Genomic DNA, 19422 nt, shown 5'->3' on the forward strand with positions numbered 1-19422 from the left:
TTTATTTCTTTTTTACAGTGGTTTTTTTCTTTGTAGCAGTTTTCTTTTTTGCTGCTGGTTTCTTTCTAACCTTTTTTTTAGGTGCGTTTTTCTCTATTATCCCTTTAACTTCTTCTAAGGTTAGAGCTGGAGCATCAGTTGTTTTAGGTAATTCAATTTTTACTTTTCCTTGAATTATATTAAATCTTCCCCAACGTGCCTTTTCTACACGAATACCTTCTTCTTCCCAATTATGAATTACTTTATCAATTTCTTTTTGAATCTTTGCTTCTATTAACTCTACAATATCTTCATCTGATAAGTTATCCCAATCGTATTTTTTATTGACATTTATAAACATATTGTTCCATTTTATAAATGGCCCAAAACGTCCTTTTCCTTTTTGCACAGGCAAATCCTTATACATATATATAGGTGCATCTGCTTTTTCTTTTTCCTTAATTAGTTCTATTGCTTGATCTAATTCAACTTCTAAAGGATCGCTTCCCTTTGGCAACGACACGTATGCTCCACCAAACTTTACATATGGTCCAAAACGACCATTATTTACTTCTACAGACTCTCCTTTATATGTTCCCAAAGTTTTAGGAAGTTTGAATAAGTCCATAGCCTCTTCAAAGGTAATACTTGCTAACTGCTGATCTGGAGCTAAACTAGCGTAAGTAGGATCTTCATCATCGTCTACAGTTCCCATTTGTACCATAGGACCAAATTTACCTAAACGTACACTTACTCGTTTTCCAGATTTAGGATCTTCTCCTAAAATACGTTCTCCAGATTCTCTTTCTGCATTTTCTTGAACGTCAATTACTTTTGGATGAAAATCTTTATAAAAAGATTTCATTACTTTTTTCCAATCTGCTTTACCTTCTGCAATATCGTCAAACTGATTCTCTACATTTGCTGTAAAGCTATAGTCTAAAATACTTTCGAAATGATTGACCAAAAAGTTTGTTACAATAATACCAATATCTGTTGGAACTAATTTCCCTTTATCTGACCCAACTTTTTCTGTTAGTAGATTATCATTTATTTTACCTTCCTCAAGAACTAATTGCGTATAATTACGCTCTACACCTTCAACAGTACCTTTTTCTACATAGTTTCTATTTTGTATTGTAGATATTGTTGGCGCATAAGTAGATGGACGACCAATACCAAGTTCTTCTAACTTTTTAACTAAGGATGCCTCTGTAAATCTATATGGTGCTCTTGTGTAACGCTCTGTTGCAGTGATATTTTTATTTAAAAGCACCTCATTTACTTTCATTGCTGGCAACATACCTTCTTGTTGTTCTAAATCTTCATCGTCTGTACCTTCTAAATACACCTTTAAAAATCCATCAAAAGTAATTACCTCTCCATTTGCAGTAAATGTTTGTTTATGTGATGCAGCATTAATTTTAACATTGGTACGCTCTAATTTTGCTTCGCTCATTTGCGAGGCTATAGAACGTTTCCAAATTAACTCATATAATCTTGTTTGATCATAGTCTAAACCTGCAGAGTGTACTGCAAAGTTTGTAGGCCTAATCGCTTCGTGAGCTTCTTGTGCGTTTTTAGATTTCCCTTTATAATCACGTTCTTTTGCATATTCTTTTCCGTAAGCATCAATAATCTCTTTTGCTGCTCCTTTTTTTGCTTCATCAGATAGGTTTACACTATCTGTTCTCATATAAGTAATCAAACCGGCTTCGTATAAACGTTGTGCCATGGTCATGGTTTTACTAACAGAAAAATATAATTTACGTGACGCTTCTTGCTGTAATGTTGATGTTGTAAATGGCGCTGAAGGTGATTTTTTTGCTGGTTTTTTTTCTAGATCTGAAACCTTAAATGTTGTATTTGCATTTTTTTCTAAAAAGGCTAATGCTTCTTTTTTAGTTTTAATTGCTTTTGGCAATTTAGCTTTAAACGACTGCCCTTCTTCATTAGAAAACTCTGCATCAATTCTATAAGATGCTTCTGGTTTAAATTCATTAATTTCTTGTTCGCGCTCTACAATTAATCTAACTGAAACCGATTGCACTCGACCTGCAGACAAACCTCCTTTTACTTTTCTCCACAATACCGGAGACAGCTCGTAACCTACAATTCTATCTAATACACGACGCGCTTGTTGAGCATCTACTAAATCGTAATCTATTTGTCTTGGGTTCTCAACTGCTTTTTGGATTGCAGATTTTGTAATTTCATGAAAAACAATACGTCTTGTTTTTTTCTTATCTAAATTTAATGACTCGGCTAAATGCCAAGCAATAGCTTCTCCTTCTCGATCCTCATCACTAGCCAACCAAACCATTTCTGCTTTATTTGCTAATTCTTTTAGTTTTTTTACAACTGCTTTTTTGTCTGAGGATACTTGGTATTTTGGATCAAAATCACCTTCTACATCTACTCCTAATTCTTTGGAAGGTAAATCGGAAATATGCCCATAACTCGATTCTACCTTAAAGTCCTTTCCAAGAAATTTTTCGATTGTTTTTGCTTTCGCAGGTGACTCAACTATTACTAAATTCTTCGCCATTCTTACGTTTTTAAGGTTACAAATGTATATCAAAAAAAATATATGAACCTAATTTATATTAAAATCTATTAAATTTTAAGATTTTTTTCTTTGATAATATTTAAAAAAAGACCTTTTGTTGCATTAATTTTAATCATCGCTATTTATGCATTAACACCGTTTAAATTCTCCTTAATATATACCAATAAAATCACCGAGTAATTCTTATTAAAAAATTAACACACTGTCAGATTGTCATAAATCTTAAAATACCGTATCTTTGCATACTTATTGTATCGGATAAAAAATATAAGATTTTCGTTTTTACGAGAAATAAATATGGAAAAAATAATAGACGAAAGTAAACAAGGAGACGCTTTAATTTTAGAGCAGAAAAAACAAAATTCTAAAAAGCTTTATATTGAAAGCTATGGCTGTGCTATGAATTTTAGCGACAGTGAAATTGTTGCGTCTGTTTTAAACGATCAAGGTTATAATACTACAGACAAACTTGAAGACGCCGATTTAGTTTTAGTAAACACCTGCTCTATTAGAGACAAAGCAGAACAAACTGTTAGAAAACGTCTTGAAAAATACAATGCTGTAAAGCGTACTAATCCAAAAATGAAAGTTGGTGTATTAGGCTGTATGGCAGAACGTTTAAAAAGTAAATTTCTGGAAGAAGAAAAGATTGTAGATCTTGTTGTTGGACCAGATGCTTATAAAGATTTGCCAAACCTATTAGCAGAAGTTGAAGATGGACATGACGCCATAAATGTTATTTTATCTAAAGACGAAACTTATGGTGATATCTCTCCTGTGCGTTTAAACACTAATGGTGTAAGCGCATTAGTTTCTATAACTCGTGGTTGCGATAATATGTGCACCTTTTGTGTAGTACCGTTTACTCGTGGTAGAGAACGTAGTAGAGACCCACAAAGTATTATTGAAGAAATTAACGATCTTTGGAACAAAGGCTACAAAGAAATTACTTTACTTGGGCAAAATGTAGACAGCTATCTTTGGTATGGTGGCGGACTTAAAAAAGATTTTGCTAAAGCTACTGAAATGCAGAAAGCTACAGCTGTAGATTTTTCAAAGCTATTACAAATTTGTGCAGAAGCACAACCAAAAATGCGAATTCGTTTCTCTACTTCTAATCCTCAAGACATGAGTTTAGATGTTATTGAAACCATGGCTAAATACGATAATATATGTAAGCATATTCATTTACCAGTACAAAGTGGAAGCAACCGTATTTTAAAAGAAATGAATCGCTTACATACACGTGAAGAATATTTTACTTTAATAGATAATATTAAGCGTATCCTTCCTGATTGTTCCATTAGCCAAGATATGATTGCTGGTTTCCCAACCGAAACCGAACAAGATCACCAAGATACCTTAAGCTTAATGGAGTATGTTAAATATAATTTTGGTTACATGTATATGTATTCTGAACGTCCTGGCACATTAGCAGAAAGAAAACTAGATGACGACGTACCAGAAGCCACCAAAAAAAGACGTCTTGCAGAAATTGTTCAATTACAGCGCGAACATGGAGAAATTCAAATTAAAAAATATTTAAACAAAGAAGTTGAAGTTTTAATTGAGCGTGAGTCTAAAAAATCTAACGCACAATGGTCCGGAAAAACTTCACAAAATATTGTTGCTGTATTTCCTAAGGAAAATTATAAAGTAGGAGATTTAGTAAAGGTTAAGGTTTTAGATTGTACAACCGCTACTTTAATAGGAGAAGCCGTAGGCTATTCGCAAAACAATTAACGTGATTATGAATAAAAGCGCTATCTTATTTTTAGGATTTGTATTTTTATTTACAACTAGTTATGCTCAATTAAAAATAGAGCTAAATAAAGTGTATTCTAGCTCATTCTTAATTAACAATAATATAAAAGTTAAAACATTAGCTTCTAACCTTTCATTTAACTCAAAAAAATTAATAACACTTTTAAATAAAGAATTTGGTGTTTTTAATGAAGCTGCAAAAGTAGATTTAGGCACAATATATTTATGGGAAAATATAAATATTAAAAAAGTAAATACTAAAAACTGTTCCTTAATTGTAAACGAAGCATCATATAGCGAAGGTTGTGAGAATATAGATGGTAAAATTACATATACAAAAATACCAACTATAAATGTTTATATTTTAGATGAGGATAGAAATAACATTTTAGATTTTGACAGTAAAAAAGATAAAATGGAGAAATTTTTAAAGAAACTCATTAATAAAGCAAGTAAAAACTAATTTAAAAAGATTCCCATTTAAATGGGTTATTAATATGGAATCAATACAAGCTACAAAACAACGTTTCGGGATTATTGGAAATAGCGCTACTTTAAATCGTGCTATTGAAAAGGCAATCCAGGTATCACCAACAGATATTTCTGTTTTGGTTACAGGAGAAAGTGGTGTTGGAAAAGAAAGCATTCCAAAAATAATACACCAACTTTCACATAGAAAGCACAATAAATATATTGCTGTAAACTGTGGCGCAATACCAGAAGGCACAATAGACAGCGAACTTTTTGGCCATGAAAAAGGTGCTTTTACAGGAGCAACCTCTACAAGATCTGGTTACTTTGAAGTTGCCGACGGTGGAACAATTTTTTTAGATGAAGTTGGAGAATTACCTTTAACAACACAAGTAAGATTACTTCGTGTTCTGGAAAACGGAGAGTTTATAAAAGTAGGTTCTAGTAAAGTACAAAAAACCAATGTAAGAATAGTAGCTGCAACAAATGTTAATATGTTTGAAGCTATTAAAAAAGAAAAATTTCGTGAAGATTTATATTACAGACTAAGCACTGTAGAAATTAATTTACCTCCATTACGAGAGCGCCAAGAAGACATCCATTTATTATTCAGAAAATTTGCTAGTGATTTTGCATTAAAATATAAAATGCCTACAATAAAATTATCAGACGATGCAATTCAAATTCTACTAAAATTTCGTTGGAGTGGTAATATTAGGCAATTACGTAATGTAGCAGAACAAGTATCTGTTTTAGAACAAAATAGAGCCATTTCTGCCGAAACTTTAAGGAGTTATTTACCATCAGGAAGCTCTAACTTACCTGCTGTAATTAACAAAACAAAATCTGAAAGCGATTTTAGTAGTGAGCGCGAAATTCTCTACAAAGTATTGTTTGATATGAAAGCCGATTTAAATGATTTAAAGAAGCTTACCATGGAATTAATGAAAAGCGGAAATGCCAAAGACGTTCAAAAAGACAACGAAGGCTTAATTGAAAAAATTTACGGCGATAATAATACCGAAGAAAGTTTAGACGACTTACAAGTTTTAGCAATACCACAAGAAGTAAAAAAAGAACAAGCATACAAAGCCGAAACTGAAGACAAATATCATTTCGCAGAAGAAATTGAGGAAGAAGAAACTTTATCTCTACATGATAAAGAATTAGAATTAATTAAAAAATCTTTAGAAAGACACGGTGGAAAACGCAAGTTAGCTGCAGAAGAATTAGGCATAAGCGAACGAACGCTTTATAGAAAAATTAAACAATTTGATCTTTAAATTTTCGTTATTACAAATAGCCTTTTCTTATAAATTTAATACAAATATGAAATACATAAAACACGCTCTACTACTATTAACAATATCACTTACGTTTTTTAGTTGTGGTTTTTATTCTTTTTCTGGAACTAACATTCAAGATAATGTAAAATCTTTTCAGGTTAATTATTTTCAAAATACAGCTGCACAAGTAGAACCTGGAATTGATAGAGATTTTACCATTGCCTTACAAGATTTAATAGTAAACCAAACTAATTTAGAACTTGTTAACTCTAATGGAGATTTAGTTTACGAAGGAGAAATTACAGAATATCGTATTTCACCAACTACAGCAACTGCAGATAATACAGCTGCACAAAACAGACTATCTGTAAGCGTACGAGTTCGTTTTTATAATAAAAAAGCAGAAGATGATGACTTTGAACAAACTTTTTCTTTCTTTTACGATTACGCAGGAAGCTCCCTACTTACAGGAAGTATAAAAGACACAGCATTAGAAGAAATTTTTGAACGTATTACTCAAGATATATTTAATGCATCTTTAGCTAAGTGGTAAAAAAATGAATCAGACAACGTTTTTAAATATAATTAAATCGCCTCAGAATATTAATAAGGAAACAACTACAGATTTAGAAAATGTTGTAGACAATTTCCCTTATTTTCAATCTGCAAGAGCATTACATTTAAAAGGATTAAAAAACGCCGAAAGTTTTAAATACAATAATGCTTTAAAAAAAACAGCCGCCTACACCACAGACAGAAGTATTTTATTCGATTTTATTACCTCTAAAACATTTACACAAAATGAAGTGTCTCAATTTATAAAACAAAACACTTCAAATTTATTAGACATAAAAGTTCAAGCCGAAGATATTTCGGTTCAAAAAAGCATTACCATTGACAGTGCTTTAAAACAACAAATTGAAGAAACCAAAAACATATTAAATCCAGATTTATTTGAGCCTAAAAGTGAAAGCACACAAACTTTAAACATAACAACTGAAGACAAAAAAACGCCTGAAAACATTTTAAATATAGGTAAACCACTACAGTTTGAAAAAACCGAAACACATTCCTTTAACGAGTGGTTAAGTTTAACACGTCTAACTCCTATAAATCGTGATATTGAATCAAATAAAAGCACTAATAAAGATACCGAGCCAAAGCAATCTGTTAAAGCACTTGCTAAAGCAAAAAAGTTTGATCTCATCGAAAAATTTATAGAAAAGAGTCCTAAATTGGCTGCAAAAAAAGTTGCCACTTCTAAAAAGAACATTGCTAAAGCACAAATGATCCAGCCAGAAGCCCTAATGACAGAGACTTTAGCACGTATTTATCTTGAGCAAAAAAATTACAAAAAAGCAATTCAATCTTATAAAATATTAAGTTTGAAATATCCAGAAAAAAGTGGTTTCTTTGCAGACCAAATTAAAGCAATAAAAGAATTACAAGAACAAAACAATAAAGAATAACATGTTTACAATATTATTAATTTTAATCGTAGTAGTAGCTTTTTTACTAATTGTAGTTATAATGGTACAAAACCCTAAAGGAGGTGGATTATCTTCTTCTTTTGGCGGAGGCGGAACTCAACAATTAGGTGGTGTAAAGAAAACAACAGATTTCTTAGACAAAAGTACATGGACATTAGCTAGTATTTTAGTAGTGTTAATACTTGCATCAAGCTTAACAATAACTCGTACAGGAGTTGGAGCAGAATCTAAAGCATTAGATCCTGATGCTATATCTACACCTGTTACACCAGCACCTGCACCTGCTGTAGAAAATACAACTACAAATGAAACTGATGGTGAATAATTACACCTAAATATAAAATTAAAAAATGCCAGCTATTAAGTTGGCATTTTTTGTTTTATTACTATCCTATTTTTACAATCTGTAAGTTTGTCAGTTGCCTGCTAATGGCACATTTTTAGTATAAAAATCATTATAAAAATAAACCATCTGTTTTTAAACAGAATAAATAAAACAAATATGAGTAAATTAAACATTAAACCACTAGCAGATCGTGTACTAGTAGAAGCACTTCCTGCCGAAACACAAACTGCTTCTGGATTATATATTCCAGATAGCGCACAAGAGAAACAACACAAAGGCACTGTAGTTGCCATTGGAAACGGAAAAAAAGACGAACCACTAACGGTTAAAGTAGGAGACACTGTTCTTTATGGAAAATATTCTGGCTCTGAAATTAAGTTAGATGGTGTAAACTATTTAATGATGCGAGAAGAAGATATAATGGCTATTATATAATTCCTATTTCTGTAAACGCAGAAATCTCATTATTTGTAAATAGATTATTAAATTAAAACAAAACAATTCTCAATTTTAAGGGAATAAAATTAAAATTTTAACGATGGCAAAAGATATAAAATTTGATATAGAAGCACGCGACGGACTAAAACGTGGTGTAGATGCATTAGCAAATGCTGTAAAAGTAACTTTAGGACCAAAAGGAAGAAATGTAATTATTAGCCGTTCTTTTGGTGCGCCAGTTGTAACTAAAGATGGTGTAAGTGTTGCTAAAGAAATTGAGTTAGAAAACCCATTAGAAAACATGGGAGCTCAAATGGTAAAAGAAGTAGCTTCTAAAACTAACGATTTAGCTGGTGATGGTACTACAACGGCAACCGTTTTAGCGCAAGCTATTGTAAAAGAAGGATTAAAAAATGTTGCTGCCGGTGCAAATCCTATGGACTTAAAACGTGGTATTGACAAAGCCGTAACAGCTTTAGTTGAAGACTTAGGAAAACAAGCTAAAGAAGTAAAAAACTCTTCAGATAAAATAAAGCAAGTTGCTTCAATCTCTGCAAATAACGATGAGTTAATTGGAGATTTAATTGCTAGCGCATTTGGAAAAGTTGGAAAAGAAGGTGTAATTACTGTTGAAGAAGCGAAAGGAACAGACACTTATGTAGATGTTGTAGAAGGAATGCAGTTTGACAGAGGTTACCTATCTCCTTACTTTGTAACAGATAGTGAGAAAATGATTGCAGATTTAGAAAACCCTTACGTATTACTATACGATAAGAAAGTATCTACAATGAAGGATTTACTTCCTATTCTTGAGCCAGTTGCACAAACAGGAAAGCCTTTATTAATTATAGCTGAAGATGTTGATGGTGAAGCATTAGCGACTTTAGTAGTAAATAAATTACGTGGATCTTTAAAAATTGCTGCTGTAAAAGCACCAGGTTTTGGAGACAGACGTAAAGCAATGTTAGAAGATATTGCTATTTTAACTGGAGGAACTGTAATTTCTGAAGAACGCGGATTTACACTTGAAAATGCCTCTATTGAAATGCTTGGTACTGCAGAGCGCATAACTATAGATAAGGACAATACAACTGTAGTAAATGGATCTGGAGATAAAGACATGATTAAAAACCGTGTTAACCAAATTAAATCTCAAATAGAATCTACAACAAGCGATTACGATAAAGAAAAACTACAAGAACGTCTTGCTAAATTAGCAGGTGGTGTTGCTGTACTTTATGTTGGTGCTGCAAGTGAAGTAGAAATGAAAGAGAAAAAAGACCGTGTTGATGATGCTTTACATGCTACAAGAGCAGCTGTAGAAGAAGGTATTGTTGCAGGTGGTGGTGTTGCTTTAGTAAGAGCTAAATCTGTTTTAGAAAAAATTACTACAGAAAACTTAGACGAAACTACAGGAATACAAATTGTTGCACGTGCTATTGAAGCACCTTTAAGAACTATTGTAGAAAATGCTGGTGGAGAAGGTAGTGTTGTTGTAAACAAAGTCATGGAAGGTAAAAAAGACTTTGGTTACGATGCTAAAACCGAAACTTATGTAGATATGCTTAAAGCTGGTATTATAGATCCTAAAAAAGTAACTAGAATCGCATTAGAAAATGCTGCTTCTGTTGCTGGAATGATTTTAACTACAGAGTGTGCATTAATCGATATTAAAGAAGATGCTCCTGCTGGTGGCGGAATGCCTCCAATGGGTGGTGGAATGCCAGGCATGATGTAATGGCGAATCGCCATAGATAAACAACTCACTGATATTAACAAAAGTTGACTATGTGAGGTAATAAAAAAACGCTCTCAGATTTATTTCTGAGGGCGTTTTCTTGTTACAGAAAATGATAATATCTATTTTTTATTAAATATTTTTTATGAAGAAATAATATATAATGCTAATTTCTTTAAAACAATATGTATAATAATTGCTAATAAAAAAAATACTAGAATATGTGAAAATTTCACACTAATAATATTAAAATACACGAAAATTATTGTAAGTACAGTTGGTGTAATTATAAAATCAAACCTATTAAAAAAAAAGACAATTTTTCTCATAATCTATATATACTTAATTAAAGAAGTTTTAAATTACTAAACTAACTTAATGAGCTTGGTTAATTATTCATTGTCTAATATATACAAGAAATTGCTCGTTAACAATTAATTAAAAACATTTTCATAAACTGATAAAGGTTTTTTTATATTTAAAAAATTAAACGCATAATTATTTAATGAAAAATACTTTTTTATACTTTCTATTATCTATTGCTTTATTTTCTTTCTCGCAAAACACACAGAATGAAAGCATCACATCTGTTTATAAAAAAAATTCAGAAAACAAACCTGAAACTATTTATACTCACTTAAGTAAATCTAATGTAGTTTTAGGTGAAACATTGTGGTTTCAAACCTACATATATTCTAATAAAAATTCAGAACTCTATAGAAGTAGTAGTAATATTTATTATAACGTTTACAATGAATTTGGTGTTTTAGTCGATCAGAAAGTTTTTTTAGGGAAAGATGGTGTTTCTAATGGACAAATTGAAATAGATAAAGATTACGAACCTGGAATATATTATTTAAAAACCACCACAAACTGGATGCGTAATTTTAACTTAGACCTTTCTGACGTTAAAACATTTGTTGTTAATTCTGAAACAAAAATTAACAAAACAACAGTTACATCTTTACAAATAAAACCCGAAGGAGGAAATTTAATCTACGATACTTTTAATAATCTTGTAATAAATTTTCATTCAGATTTAAAATTAACTAACTCAAATTTAAAGGGAGTTCTGTTTGATAATAATGATAAAACTTTACAAGTTATTAATCTTAACATTGACGGTTATGGTAAATTTAATTTTAAACCCGAAATAGATAAAGATTATATAATTAAGATAATTAATAAAAATAATGAAGTCATATTTTCAAAGCCAATAATTGATATTAAAGAGAAAGGAATAAACATAAAAATTACTGATAAAAAAGATTCTTATAATATTAAGCTAGAAACCAATATAAGCAGTATTAAAGCTTTAAAAGAGAAGACCTACAAACTTTTAATTCATAGAGACGGAAACATAAAAAACATACCTATTGAATTCAACGAAAAATCTTTGCAATACAATGCTTCTCTATTAAAATCTGAAATATTTAGTGGCATAAATATTATAACTATTCTAAATGAAAATAATGACAGAGTATTAGAGCGCATAATTTTTAACACTAACGGCTTAAAGATTGGTAATGTACAGTCTGTAACTACTAATAAAAAAAGAGACTCAACAACAATTACAATTAGCAGTAATAGTAAGGTTCCTAAAAACTTTAGCATAAGTATTTTACCAAAAGACACTAAAGGCAATAATTTTGAAGATACAATTTTAAGTAAAATTTTATTCGATCCCTACATTAGCTCGAACACGAATAAGTATAATAAATATATAACTAAAATTACCAGAGAATCTCTTTACAATCTGGACCTTTTATTAATTTCTGAACATAATAGCAGACAATCCATTACTTCAATTATAAATACACCTCCAATTATTCGTTATCCTTTTGATACTGGTTTTCAAGTCAAAGGGAAATTAAATAAAACAGAGTACAAACCAGAAAACATTTTAGAATTAATTTCACCTTTAAATGCTGTTCAAATAAAAACAACACCTGACGAAGAGAACTATTTTCAATTTACTAACCTTTACTTAAGTAAGGACTCTAAAATTAATTTTGTTTTAAGAAATAAAAACAAAAAACTTATAAAGGTTTTTCCGTATTACAATTTATATCCAATACCGTATATAGATACTTTAGATGTTTCTAGACTAAAACAGAATATTCAAAAACCTGAAATATTACAAAATATAAATACAGATAATTTTATTATATCTGCAGATGTAGTTGCATTAGATACTGTAAATATCGAAAACGTTAAACAAGAGAAAAAAGTAGTTAATAATTATTTTAATTCTAGACAGCAAGACAGAGTAAATATAGAAAAAGCCTATCCATCTCAATTAGTTATAGATTTTATTAGAGCAGAAGGTTTTGATGTTGCTGAAGCTAATGGTAGTTTTACTATTTTCTCTAATAGAAATATGGGTTTTACAAAATTCCCTACCCAAGTATTTTTAGACAACGCTCCAATAACAAACAGTTTAGAGTTTCTTGCCGGAGTAAGAATGAGTGAGATAGAAGAAATGTTTATTTCTAAATCTGGTGCAGGATTAGGTGCTGGTGCAGCTGGTGGTTTTATTAGTATTTACAGAAAAAAAGGAATAAACAACAACATAAATAGAGGATATCACAAAACATTTACAGTTGCATCTGGTTTTGATATTGAAAAAGAATTTAAAATTCCTTTTTATAATTCTTTACAATCTGAAAAATTTGATCACTACGGAATAATTAATTGGAAACCACAACTTAAATCTGATAATAAGGGTGATATATCTTACAAAATTAAAAACTCAACTTATACAAAAAAAGTAAAAATAATTGTAAATGGAATTGACGATGATGGTTATTTGTACTACTATACAACTATATTAGACATTTAACTATCAATTAAACCAAACTGCATATCGCTTTCTTCTTAACTCTAAAGCTAAAGCCTCTTCCATTTTTAGTGCTTCTGCTCTGGTTTTAATTGGGTCGATATGGTTATATAAACTTGGTCTTAAATACGAGCCGTATTTCTCTACAATATTTGAAGATAGCTTATATCCTTTTTTATTTCTATAGCCGGTTTTATGTTGCGTAAAACGCTCTTTAGGAGTCTTACTCGTCATGCCAACATATAAACACTGTAAAACACCATTAAACTGCGGATTTGCCGCTCTAAACTTTGCGTTTTCCGTATAAACGCGTTTAGATAGTTCTATAACGTAAATTCTATATGGCATGTTGGTATTTTTTCTTAAACTAATATAAAACAAAAAAAGCCTTGTCTAAAATAGACAAGGCTTTTTAATATTAATATTAAAAAGAACAATGCATTAGATAATTAACATTGCATCTCCGTAACTATAGAATTTGTACTTTTCTTTTACAGCTTCTTCGTAAGCACGCATTACAAAATCATGTCCTGCAAAAGCAGAAGTCATCATCATTAATGTAGATTTTGGTGTATGGAAGTTAGTAATCATAGCATTTGCTATACTAAAATCGTAAGGTGGAAAAATAAATTTATTTGTCCAGCCATCTATTTCGTTTAGTGTTTGGTTTGAAGACACAGCACTTTCTACTGCACGCATTGCAGTTGTACCAACAGCACAAATACGACGTCTGTTTTTTAATGCTTTATTAATAGTTTCTACTGTTTCTGGTCCAATAGTAACTTCTTCACTATCCATTTTATGTTTAGATAAATCTTCTACCTCTACAGAGTTAAAAGTACCTAAACCAACATGTAATGTTACCTCAGCAAAATCTACTCCTTTAATTTCTAAACGCTTTAATAAATGCTTAGAAAAGTGCATTCCTGCAGTTGGAGCTGCTACGGCACCTTCCTTTTTTGCAAAAATAGTTTGGTAACGTTCTTCGTCTTCTGGCTCTACATCTCTTTTAATGTATTTTGGTAAAGGTGTTTCGCCTAAAGAAGTTAATTTTTTACGAAACTCTGAGTAAGATCCATCGTAAAGGAAACGTAGTGTTCTTCCTCTAGATGTTGTATTATCAATTACTTCGGCAACTAAACTTTCGTCATCACCAAAATATAATTTATTTCCAATTCTAATTTTACGTGCCGGATCTACTAAAACATCCCAAAGGCGTTGCTCTTCGTTTAACTCACGTAATAAAAAGACTTCAATTCTAGCTCCAGTTTTTTCTTTATTACCAAATAAACGCGCAGGAAAAACCTTTGTATTATTTAAAATCATGACATCGTCTTCATCAAAATAATCAATAATGTCTTTAAACTGTCTGTGTTCTATAGTTTGATCTTTTCTATTTAAGACCATTAAACGAGACTCGTCTCTGTTTTCTGCTGGATATTCTGCCAATAACTCCTCTGGTAATTCAAAGTCAAAGTGAGATAATTTCATTTTCATGCTTATCGTGTTTTAGTTTAGAAAGTTGCAAAGATACAATCTCAAGATAGGCGTTGTCAAGTAAATGAGCGATTATTATTTAATTATTTACATTAAATTGAATTCCTAACCGCTTTAAATCGTCCCAAAATGTTGGATAAGATTTTGAAACTACCATATAATCTTCAATTTCTAAAGTGGTTTTTAAAGCTAATGGAGCAAATGCCATTGCCATTCTATGGTCGTTATAGGTTACTACTTTTACATCTTCTTTAATTACTTTAGATTTTTTAAGATATAAACTTTTGTCTGTAATATTTACTTCTCCACCAAATTTTTCGATTTCGGTTTTTAGTGCTTCTAACCTATCGGTTTCTTTAATTTTTAGCGTGTGTAAACCTGTTAAATTGCATTCTAAACCTAAAGCAAAAGCCGAAACAGCAATTGTTTGCGCTATATCTGGTGAGTTTGCTAAATCAAAATTTATTAAATCTTGAGGGCTTACAGTTTTAATTTTTTCAATAATAACAGCATGTTCTTTAAAAGTTGTTGTAACTCCAAAACTTTTATAAATATTTGATAATACTGAATCGCCTTGCAGGCTATTTTTTTTGTAAGCAGAAATTTCTACAACCGTTCCAACCTTAGACAAGGCAATAATACTATAAAAATAAGATGCCGAAGACCAGTCTGACTCTACAGTTAAAGTTTTAGGTTCTACTTTTTCTTGTAATGGTTTTACTGTAATAACATTGTCTACAAACTCAGTTTTTATGTCTAATTGATTCAACAAACCTAAAGTCATGTTAATATAAGGAACAGATGTTATTTTACCTTTTAAAGTTAATTCTAGTCCGTTTTCAAGTTTTGAAGCAATAAGTAATAATGCCGAAATGTATTGACTACTTACATTAGCATCTAAAGATACTTTATGTTTTTTTAGCTTTTTACCTTTAATTAAAAGTGGCGGATAACCTTCGTTTTCTTGATATTGAATTTCTGCACCTAATTGATTTAAAGCGTCTACCAAAATTTTAATTGGTCGCTCTTTCATGCGCTTAGATCCAGTAATTATTGTCTCTCTGCCTTCACGAGTAGCAAAAAATGCAGTAAGAAAACGCATTGCAGTACCTGCGTGATGAATATCTATTACTTGCTCTGTAGATGCTAAAGCTTTAGACATTAATTGAGAATCGTCACTGTTAGAGATATTTTCTATTTTAATTTCTGGATATAATGCTTGCAGTAACAACAATCTATTAGATTCGCTTTTTGAACCTGTTATTGCTATTGCCATGTTATTTTTAACTGAAGATTTGTGGAGTTTTATATTCATATCCAAACTAATAAATACTTGCTTTTGCAAGTTTGTAAAAAATTATTTAAGTTTTTTATTGTTATGATGACGATCGTGATCTCGCTTAGTTTTTAAATCTAATTTTTTATCGAAAGCTTCTTGTAGGTCTATTCCTGTTTGATTTGCCAAGCATAATACAACAAACATAACATCGGCTAATTCCTCGCCTAAATCTTTGCTTTTATCACTTTCTTTTTCACTTTGCTCTCCATAACGCCTAGCTATAATTCTAGCTACTTCTCCAACTTCTTCTGTAAGTTGCACCATGTTTGTAAGCTCATTAAAATAGCGAACACCATGGTTTTTAATCCAATTATCTACTTCTAGTTGTGCGTTTTTAATGTCCATATTTACTCTTTATTTTTAGAATCTATTATAATTGTAACTGGACCATCGTTTAGTAATTCTACTTTCATATCTGCTCCAAATTTTCCAGTTTGTATAGGTTTTTTTAAAACAGATTCTAATGTACTATTAAAAGCGTTATACATAGGAATTGCAACTTCTGGTCGTGCTGCTTTAATATAACTTGGTCTGTTTCCTTTTTTAGTGCTTGCTTGTAAAGTAAATTGACTAACAACTATTGCCTCTCCATCTATTTGCAATAGCGATTTATTCATTATGCCATTTTCGTCTTCAAATATGCGAATATTAGCTATTTTATTTGTTAACCAATTAATGTCTTCTTGAGTGTCTTCTGCAACAATACCTAATAATATTAGCAATCCACTACCTATTGAAGCTACTTTTTCGCCTTCAACTGTTACACTTGCCTTACTTACTCTTTGTATTACAATTTTCATGTTTGCTCTTTTTCTAACCTATAAAATTTTATAAACTGTAAAAAAACTATCTATACTATTCTTTATCCCAAATATCTGTTCTATAATGTTGCTCGTCTCCTTCTATAATTTGCACATAACTTCTATATCGTGATGCTGCAATTTCGTCTCTTTCTAAAGCTTCTTTTACTGCACATTTGGGTTCTTCAATATGTAAACAATTATTAAATTTACAATCTTGACTAAGCTCAAAAAACTCTGGAAAATAATCGCTTATTTCTTCTTTTTCCATATCTACTACACCAAAACCTTTAATTCCTGGTGTATCTATAATTTTAGCATTAAAACTTAAGTCGAACATTTCTGCAAATGTTGTAGTGTGCTGTCCTTGTGAGTGCTGCGCAGATATAGATTTTGTTTTTAAATCTAAACTTGGTTCTATAGCATTAACCAAGGTAGATTTGCCTACTCCAGAATGTCCTGTAAACATACTTACCTTCCCTTCCATTAAAGCTTTTATTTTATCTATATTCTCTCCTGTTTTAGCCGAAATACTAATACAATTATATCCTATATTTTTATAAATATGCTCTAGATATTTAACCTCTAAAATAGTATCGTCGTTGTAAGTGTCTATTTTATTAAAAACTAAAACTGTTTTAACCGAATAAGCTTCTGCCGTAACAAGAAAACGATCTATAAAACTTGTAAATGTTGGTGGATTATCTATAGTAATTAGTAAAAAAACCTGATCTATATTAGAGGCAATTATATGCGTTTGCTTAGATAAGTTTACCGATTTGCGGACAATATAATTTTCTCGATCATGAATGTTATTAATAACACCTGTTTCTTGGTCGCTTTTAGTATCCAGCTCGAAATCTACATAATCGCCAACTGCAATTGGATTTGTACTTTTTATACCTTGTAAACGAAATTTACCTTTAATACGGCATTCGTAAGTAGTACCGTTTTGGGTTTTAACCGTGTACCAACTTCCTGTAGATTTATATACTAGTCCTGTCATTAATACAAAGATGGATATTATTATCAAGTAAAACAAAAAAAGAGCTACCATAGGCAGCTCTTTTTTTATTAATCAATATGGATTAATTTAATACATATAAGAGACTCCTTTTTTTATTGCTTGCGAACCACCTAATCTGTTAGAACTTGCACCAACAGTAGACTTATCTGATGTTAGCAAAATAAACGGATGACCATTTTTTGCTGCAGCCATTTTTAATTTTTTTTCAGCTTTTTTATCACCAGTATTTCCTGTTTGAAAATTAATAAGTCCAGTCTTCCCTCTAACTTCAGATCCTTTTTTTAAACCTGCTATATAGCTCTTATCTTCAAGTATAACAACGTTTTCCCAATCATCTTTGTTATTAACAATAATTTTATCTGTTATATCCTCTACTCTACCACTATTATGCTTTATTTTTTCTACTGCATATTTACCAATAGTATACTCAGTGTCTTCACCTTGATACACAAATACAATTGTATATTCTTCGACTCTAACAACTTTACCCTTAACAACTTCTCCGTTGTGTTTGTAAACTTCGTCTATTTCATTCACTTCTTTTGCTTCAGTTCCTTGAGCGATTGAAAATGAGCTAATAAGAACTAATAACGCTGCTAATAATAATTTTTTCATGTAAGTTTAATTTAATTTAATTTTGGTTAGTCTCTTTGTAATTACAAAGAGACTTCAAAAATAGAATTAATATCAAAACCTACAAATCTAAATTTATCCTTTTATAATTTTTTCTTGATGATTAATAGATTCTTGATGTACCGCTTTAAATAATTTTAAAACAAATTCTTCGCTTAATCCTTTTTCTTCACCTTGCAGCACCATTTTTCCTAAAATCTCATTCCAACGCTTACTTTGTAAAACAGCAACGTTTTTGTCTTTTTTAAGTTTTCCTATACCATCTGCTACATGCATACGCTTTCCTAATAAATCTATTAATTGATTATCTACAACGTCTATTTGAGCTCTTAGGTTAGCTAACTCACTATTATATTCTGCTTCAGGATCAGTTTGTTTTCTAATTTTTAAATCTTCCATCATTTGTACCAAAGCAGTTGGTGTTACTTGTTGTGCAGCATCACTCCATGCATTATCTGGGTCGTAGTGTGTTTCAATCATTAATCCATCGAAATTAAGATCTAATGCAGTTTGAGAAACATCAAAAACCATGTCTCTTTTTCCTGTTATATGAGATGGATCGTTAATTAATGGTAAGTCTGGAAATTTATTTTGAAATTCTATAGCTATTTGCCATTCTGGAATATTTCTATATTTAGTTTTCTCGTAAGTAGAAAAACCTCTGTGTATTGCTCCTAAATTTTTAATACCTGCAGTATATAATCTTTCTATTCCACCTAACCATAAAGCTAAATCTGGGTTTACTGGATTTTTAACTAAAACTATTTTATCTGTTCCGGCTAAAGCATCTGCTAATTCTTGCATAATGAATGGACTTACAGTAGAACGTGCACCTATCCAAAGTAAATCTACATCATTTTCGATAGCTAATTTAACGTGTGCTGCATTTGCAACCTCTGTACATGTTTTCATTCCTGTTTCTGCTTTAACTTTTTTAAGCCAATTTAAGCCTAAAGCGCCAACACCTTCAAAATTTCCTGGACGTGTTCTTGGTTTCCAAATACCAGCTCTAAAATAGCTTACGTCTGTATCTTTTAGCTCGTGAGCGATTTTTAAAACTTGTTCTTCTGTCTCTGCACTACAAGGTCCAGCGATTACTAATGGATGATCTAATTTCATGTCGTCCAACCAGTTTCTCATTTCTTTTTTGTTTTCCATAATCTTTCTCTTTAGGATATACAAGGCTTTAAAACCAAGTTAATTTTT

General features: G+C 30.9%; 18 protein-coding genes. 9 read left to right on the top strand and 9 right to left on the bottom strand.

Annotation, left to right across the window (positions count from 1 at the left end; translation table 11 throughout):
- Window position 1: 1 nt before the first annotated feature.
- Window positions 2-2527 (bottom strand): type I DNA topoisomerase, encoded by a 2526-nt coding sequence (gene topA, locus BWR22_RS12390; RefSeq protein ID WP_076733976.1) that lies wholly within the window; start codon window positions 2525-2527, stop codon window positions 2-4.
- Between the two features lie 318 nt (window positions 2528-2845).
- Here topA and miaB point away from each other — a divergent pair, with 318 nt between their 5' ends.
- The 9 genes from miaB to BWR22_RS12435 all read left to right on the top strand — a co-directional run bounded on the left by miaB (window position 2846) and on the right by BWR22_RS12435 (window position 12923).
- On the top strand, window positions 2846-4291 hold the full coding sequence (gene miaB / locus BWR22_RS12395; protein ID WP_076733977.1) for a tRNA (N6-isopentenyl adenosine(37)-C2)-methylthiotransferase MiaB: 1446 nt from the start codon (window positions 2846-2848) through the stop codon (window positions 4289-4291).
- A 7-nt stretch (window positions 4292-4298) separates the two neighbouring features.
- A complete protein-coding gene (locus BWR22_RS12400) occupies window positions 4299-4775 on the top strand; it encodes a hypothetical protein (RefSeq protein WP_076733978.1) in 477 nt (158 codons plus the stop codon).
- Window positions 4776-4809: 34 nt separating this feature from the next.
- Window positions 4810-6066 (top strand): sigma-54 interaction domain-containing protein, encoded by a 1257-nt coding sequence (locus tag BWR22_RS12405; protein WP_076733979.1) that lies wholly within the window; start codon window positions 4810-4812, stop codon window positions 6064-6066.
- Between the two features lie 46 nt (window positions 6067-6112).
- Window positions 6113-6622 (top strand): LptE family protein, encoded by a 510-nt coding sequence (locus BWR22_RS12410; protein WP_076734433.1) that lies wholly within the window; start codon window positions 6113-6115, stop codon window positions 6620-6622.
- Window positions 6623-6626: 4 nt separating this feature from the next.
- Window positions 6627-7538, top strand: coding sequence for a hypothetical protein (locus BWR22_RS12415; protein WP_076733980.1), 912 nt, complete (start codon window positions 6627-6629; stop codon window positions 7536-7538).
- 1 nt (window position 7539) lies between these two features.
- Window positions 7540-7884 carry a preprotein translocase subunit SecG gene (gene secG / locus BWR22_RS12420; RefSeq protein WP_076733981.1) on the top strand — a complete coding sequence of 115 codons (345 nt, stop codon included), beginning with the start codon at window positions 7540-7542 and terminating at the stop codon, window positions 7882-7884.
- A gap of 177 nt (window positions 7885-8061) precedes the next feature.
- The gene (locus BWR22_RS12425) at window positions 8062-8340 is read left to right on the top strand and encodes a co-chaperone GroES (protein WP_076733982.1); all 279 of its coding nucleotides are present in this window, start codon (window positions 8062-8064) and stop codon (window positions 8338-8340) included.
- A 103-nt stretch (window positions 8341-8443) separates the two neighbouring features.
- Window positions 8444-10081 carry a chaperonin GroEL gene (gene groL, locus BWR22_RS12430; RefSeq protein ID WP_076733983.1) on the top strand — a complete coding sequence of 546 codons (1638 nt, stop codon included), beginning with the start codon at window positions 8444-8446 and terminating at the stop codon, window positions 10079-10081.
- Window positions 10082-10586: 505 nt separating this feature from the next.
- Window positions 10587-12923: a hypothetical protein gene (locus tag BWR22_RS12435; RefSeq protein WP_076733984.1), complete on the top strand. Its 2337-nt coding sequence runs from the start codon at window positions 10587-10589 to the stop codon at window positions 12921-12923.
- Between the two features lie 3 nt (window positions 12924-12926).
- Here the strand turns inward: BWR22_RS12435 and BWR22_RS12440 are convergent, their stop codons facing one another.
- The 8 genes from BWR22_RS12440 to BWR22_RS12475 form a co-directional block, all read right to left on the bottom strand.
- On the bottom strand, window positions 12927-13268 hold the full coding sequence (locus BWR22_RS12440) for a ribose-5-phosphate isomerase (RefSeq protein ID WP_076733985.1): 342 nt from the start codon (window positions 13266-13268) through the stop codon (window positions 12927-12929).
- Window positions 13269-13361: 93 nt separating this feature from the next.
- Complete coding sequence (gene queA / locus BWR22_RS12445; protein WP_076733986.1) at window positions 13362-14411, bottom strand: tRNA preQ1(34) S-adenosylmethionine ribosyltransferase-isomerase QueA; 1050 nt, start codon at window positions 14409-14411, stop codon at window positions 13362-13364.
- A gap of 85 nt (window positions 14412-14496) precedes the next feature.
- Window positions 14497-15732, bottom strand: a complete 1236-nt coding sequence (locus BWR22_RS12450) for a 3-phosphoshikimate 1-carboxyvinyltransferase (RefSeq protein ID WP_076733987.1) — start codon at window positions 15730-15732, stop codon at window positions 14497-14499.
- A gap of 42 nt (window positions 15733-15774) precedes the next feature.
- Window positions 15775-16101, bottom strand: a complete 327-nt coding sequence (locus tag BWR22_RS12455; RefSeq protein WP_076733988.1) for a nucleotide pyrophosphohydrolase — start codon at window positions 16099-16101, stop codon at window positions 15775-15777.
- A 2-nt stretch (window positions 16102-16103) separates the two neighbouring features.
- On the bottom strand, window positions 16104-16556 hold the full coding sequence (dtd, locus tag BWR22_RS12460; protein ID WP_076733989.1) for a D-aminoacyl-tRNA deacylase: 453 nt from the start codon (window positions 16554-16556) through the stop codon (window positions 16104-16106).
- Window positions 16557-16611: 55 nt separating this feature from the next.
- Window positions 16612-17562, bottom strand: coding sequence for a ribosome small subunit-dependent GTPase A (gene rsgA / locus BWR22_RS12465; protein ID WP_076733990.1), 951 nt, complete (start codon window positions 17560-17562; stop codon window positions 16612-16614).
- 87 nt (window positions 17563-17649) lie between these two features.
- Window positions 17650-18198: a hypothetical protein gene (locus BWR22_RS12470; RefSeq protein WP_076733991.1), complete on the bottom strand. Its 549-nt coding sequence runs from the start codon at window positions 18196-18198 to the stop codon at window positions 17650-17652.
- A gap of 93 nt (window positions 18199-18291) precedes the next feature.
- Window positions 18292-19374: a bifunctional 3-deoxy-7-phosphoheptulonate synthase/chorismate mutase type II gene (locus BWR22_RS12475; RefSeq protein WP_076733992.1), complete on the bottom strand. Its 1083-nt coding sequence runs from the start codon at window positions 19372-19374 to the stop codon at window positions 18292-18294.
- Window positions 19375-19422: the final 48 nt, after the last annotated feature.

It is taken from the genome of Lacinutrix venerupis (assembly GCF_001971745.1).
In the GTDB taxonomy this organism is placed as follows: domain Bacteria; phylum Bacteroidota; class Bacteroidia; order Flavobacteriales; family Flavobacteriaceae; genus Lacinutrix; species Lacinutrix venerupis.

Bases quoted from the DNA above. Each gene is read 5' to 3' on its own strand.
- topA (WP_076733976.1), bottom strand. From the start codon at position 2,527: ATGGCGAAGAATTTAGTAATAGTTGAGTCACCTGCGAAAGCAAAAACA.
- miaB (WP_076733977.1), top strand. From the start codon at position 2,846: ATGGAAAAAATAATAGACGAAAGTAAACAAGGAGACGCTTTAATTTTA.
- BWR22_RS12400 (WP_076733978.1), top strand. From the start codon at position 4,299: ATGAATAAAAGCGCTATCTTATTTTTAGGATTTGTATTTTTATTTACA.
- BWR22_RS12405 (WP_076733979.1), top strand. From the start codon at position 4,810: ATGGAATCAATACAAGCTACAAAACAACGTTTCGGGATTATTGGAAAT.
- BWR22_RS12410 (WP_076734433.1), top strand. From the start codon at position 6,113: ATGAAATACATAAAACACGCTCTACTACTATTAACAATATCACTTACG.
- BWR22_RS12415 (WP_076733980.1), top strand. From the start codon at position 6,627: ATGAATCAGACAACGTTTTTAAATATAATTAAATCGCCTCAGAATATT.
- secG (WP_076733981.1), top strand. From the start codon at position 7,540: ATGTTTACAATATTATTAATTTTAATCGTAGTAGTAGCTTTTTTACTA.
- BWR22_RS12425 (WP_076733982.1), top strand. From the start codon at position 8,062: ATGAGTAAATTAAACATTAAACCACTAGCAGATCGTGTACTAGTAGAA.
- groL (WP_076733983.1), top strand. From the start codon at position 8,444: ATGGCAAAAGATATAAAATTTGATATAGAAGCACGCGACGGACTAAAA.
- BWR22_RS12435 (WP_076733984.1), top strand. From the start codon at position 10,587: ATGAAAAATACTTTTTTATACTTTCTATTATCTATTGCTTTATTTTCT.
- BWR22_RS12440 (WP_076733985.1), bottom strand. From the start codon at position 13,268: ATGCCATATAGAATTTACGTTATAGAACTATCTAAACGCGTTTATACG.
- queA (WP_076733986.1), bottom strand. From the start codon at position 14,411: ATGAAATTATCTCACTTTGACTTTGAATTACCAGAGGAGTTATTGGCA.
- BWR22_RS12450 (WP_076733987.1), bottom strand. From the start codon at position 15,732: ATGAATATAAAACTCCACAAATCTTCAGTTAAAAATAACATGGCAATA.
- BWR22_RS12455 (WP_076733988.1), bottom strand. From the start codon at position 16,101: ATGGACATTAAAAACGCACAACTAGAAGTAGATAATTGGATTAAAAAC.
- dtd (WP_076733989.1), bottom strand. From the start codon at position 16,556: ATGAAAATTGTAATACAAAGAGTAAGTAAGGCAAGTGTAACAGTTGAA.
- rsgA (WP_076733990.1), bottom strand. From the start codon at position 17,562: ATGACAGGACTAGTATATAAATCTACAGGAAGTTGGTACACGGTTAAA.
- BWR22_RS12470 (WP_076733991.1), bottom strand. From the start codon at position 18,198: ATGAAAAAATTATTATTAGCAGCGTTATTAGTTCTTATTAGCTCATTT.
- BWR22_RS12475 (WP_076733992.1), bottom strand. From the start codon at position 19,374: ATGGAAAACAAAAAAGAAATGAGAAACTGGTTGGACGACATGAAATTA.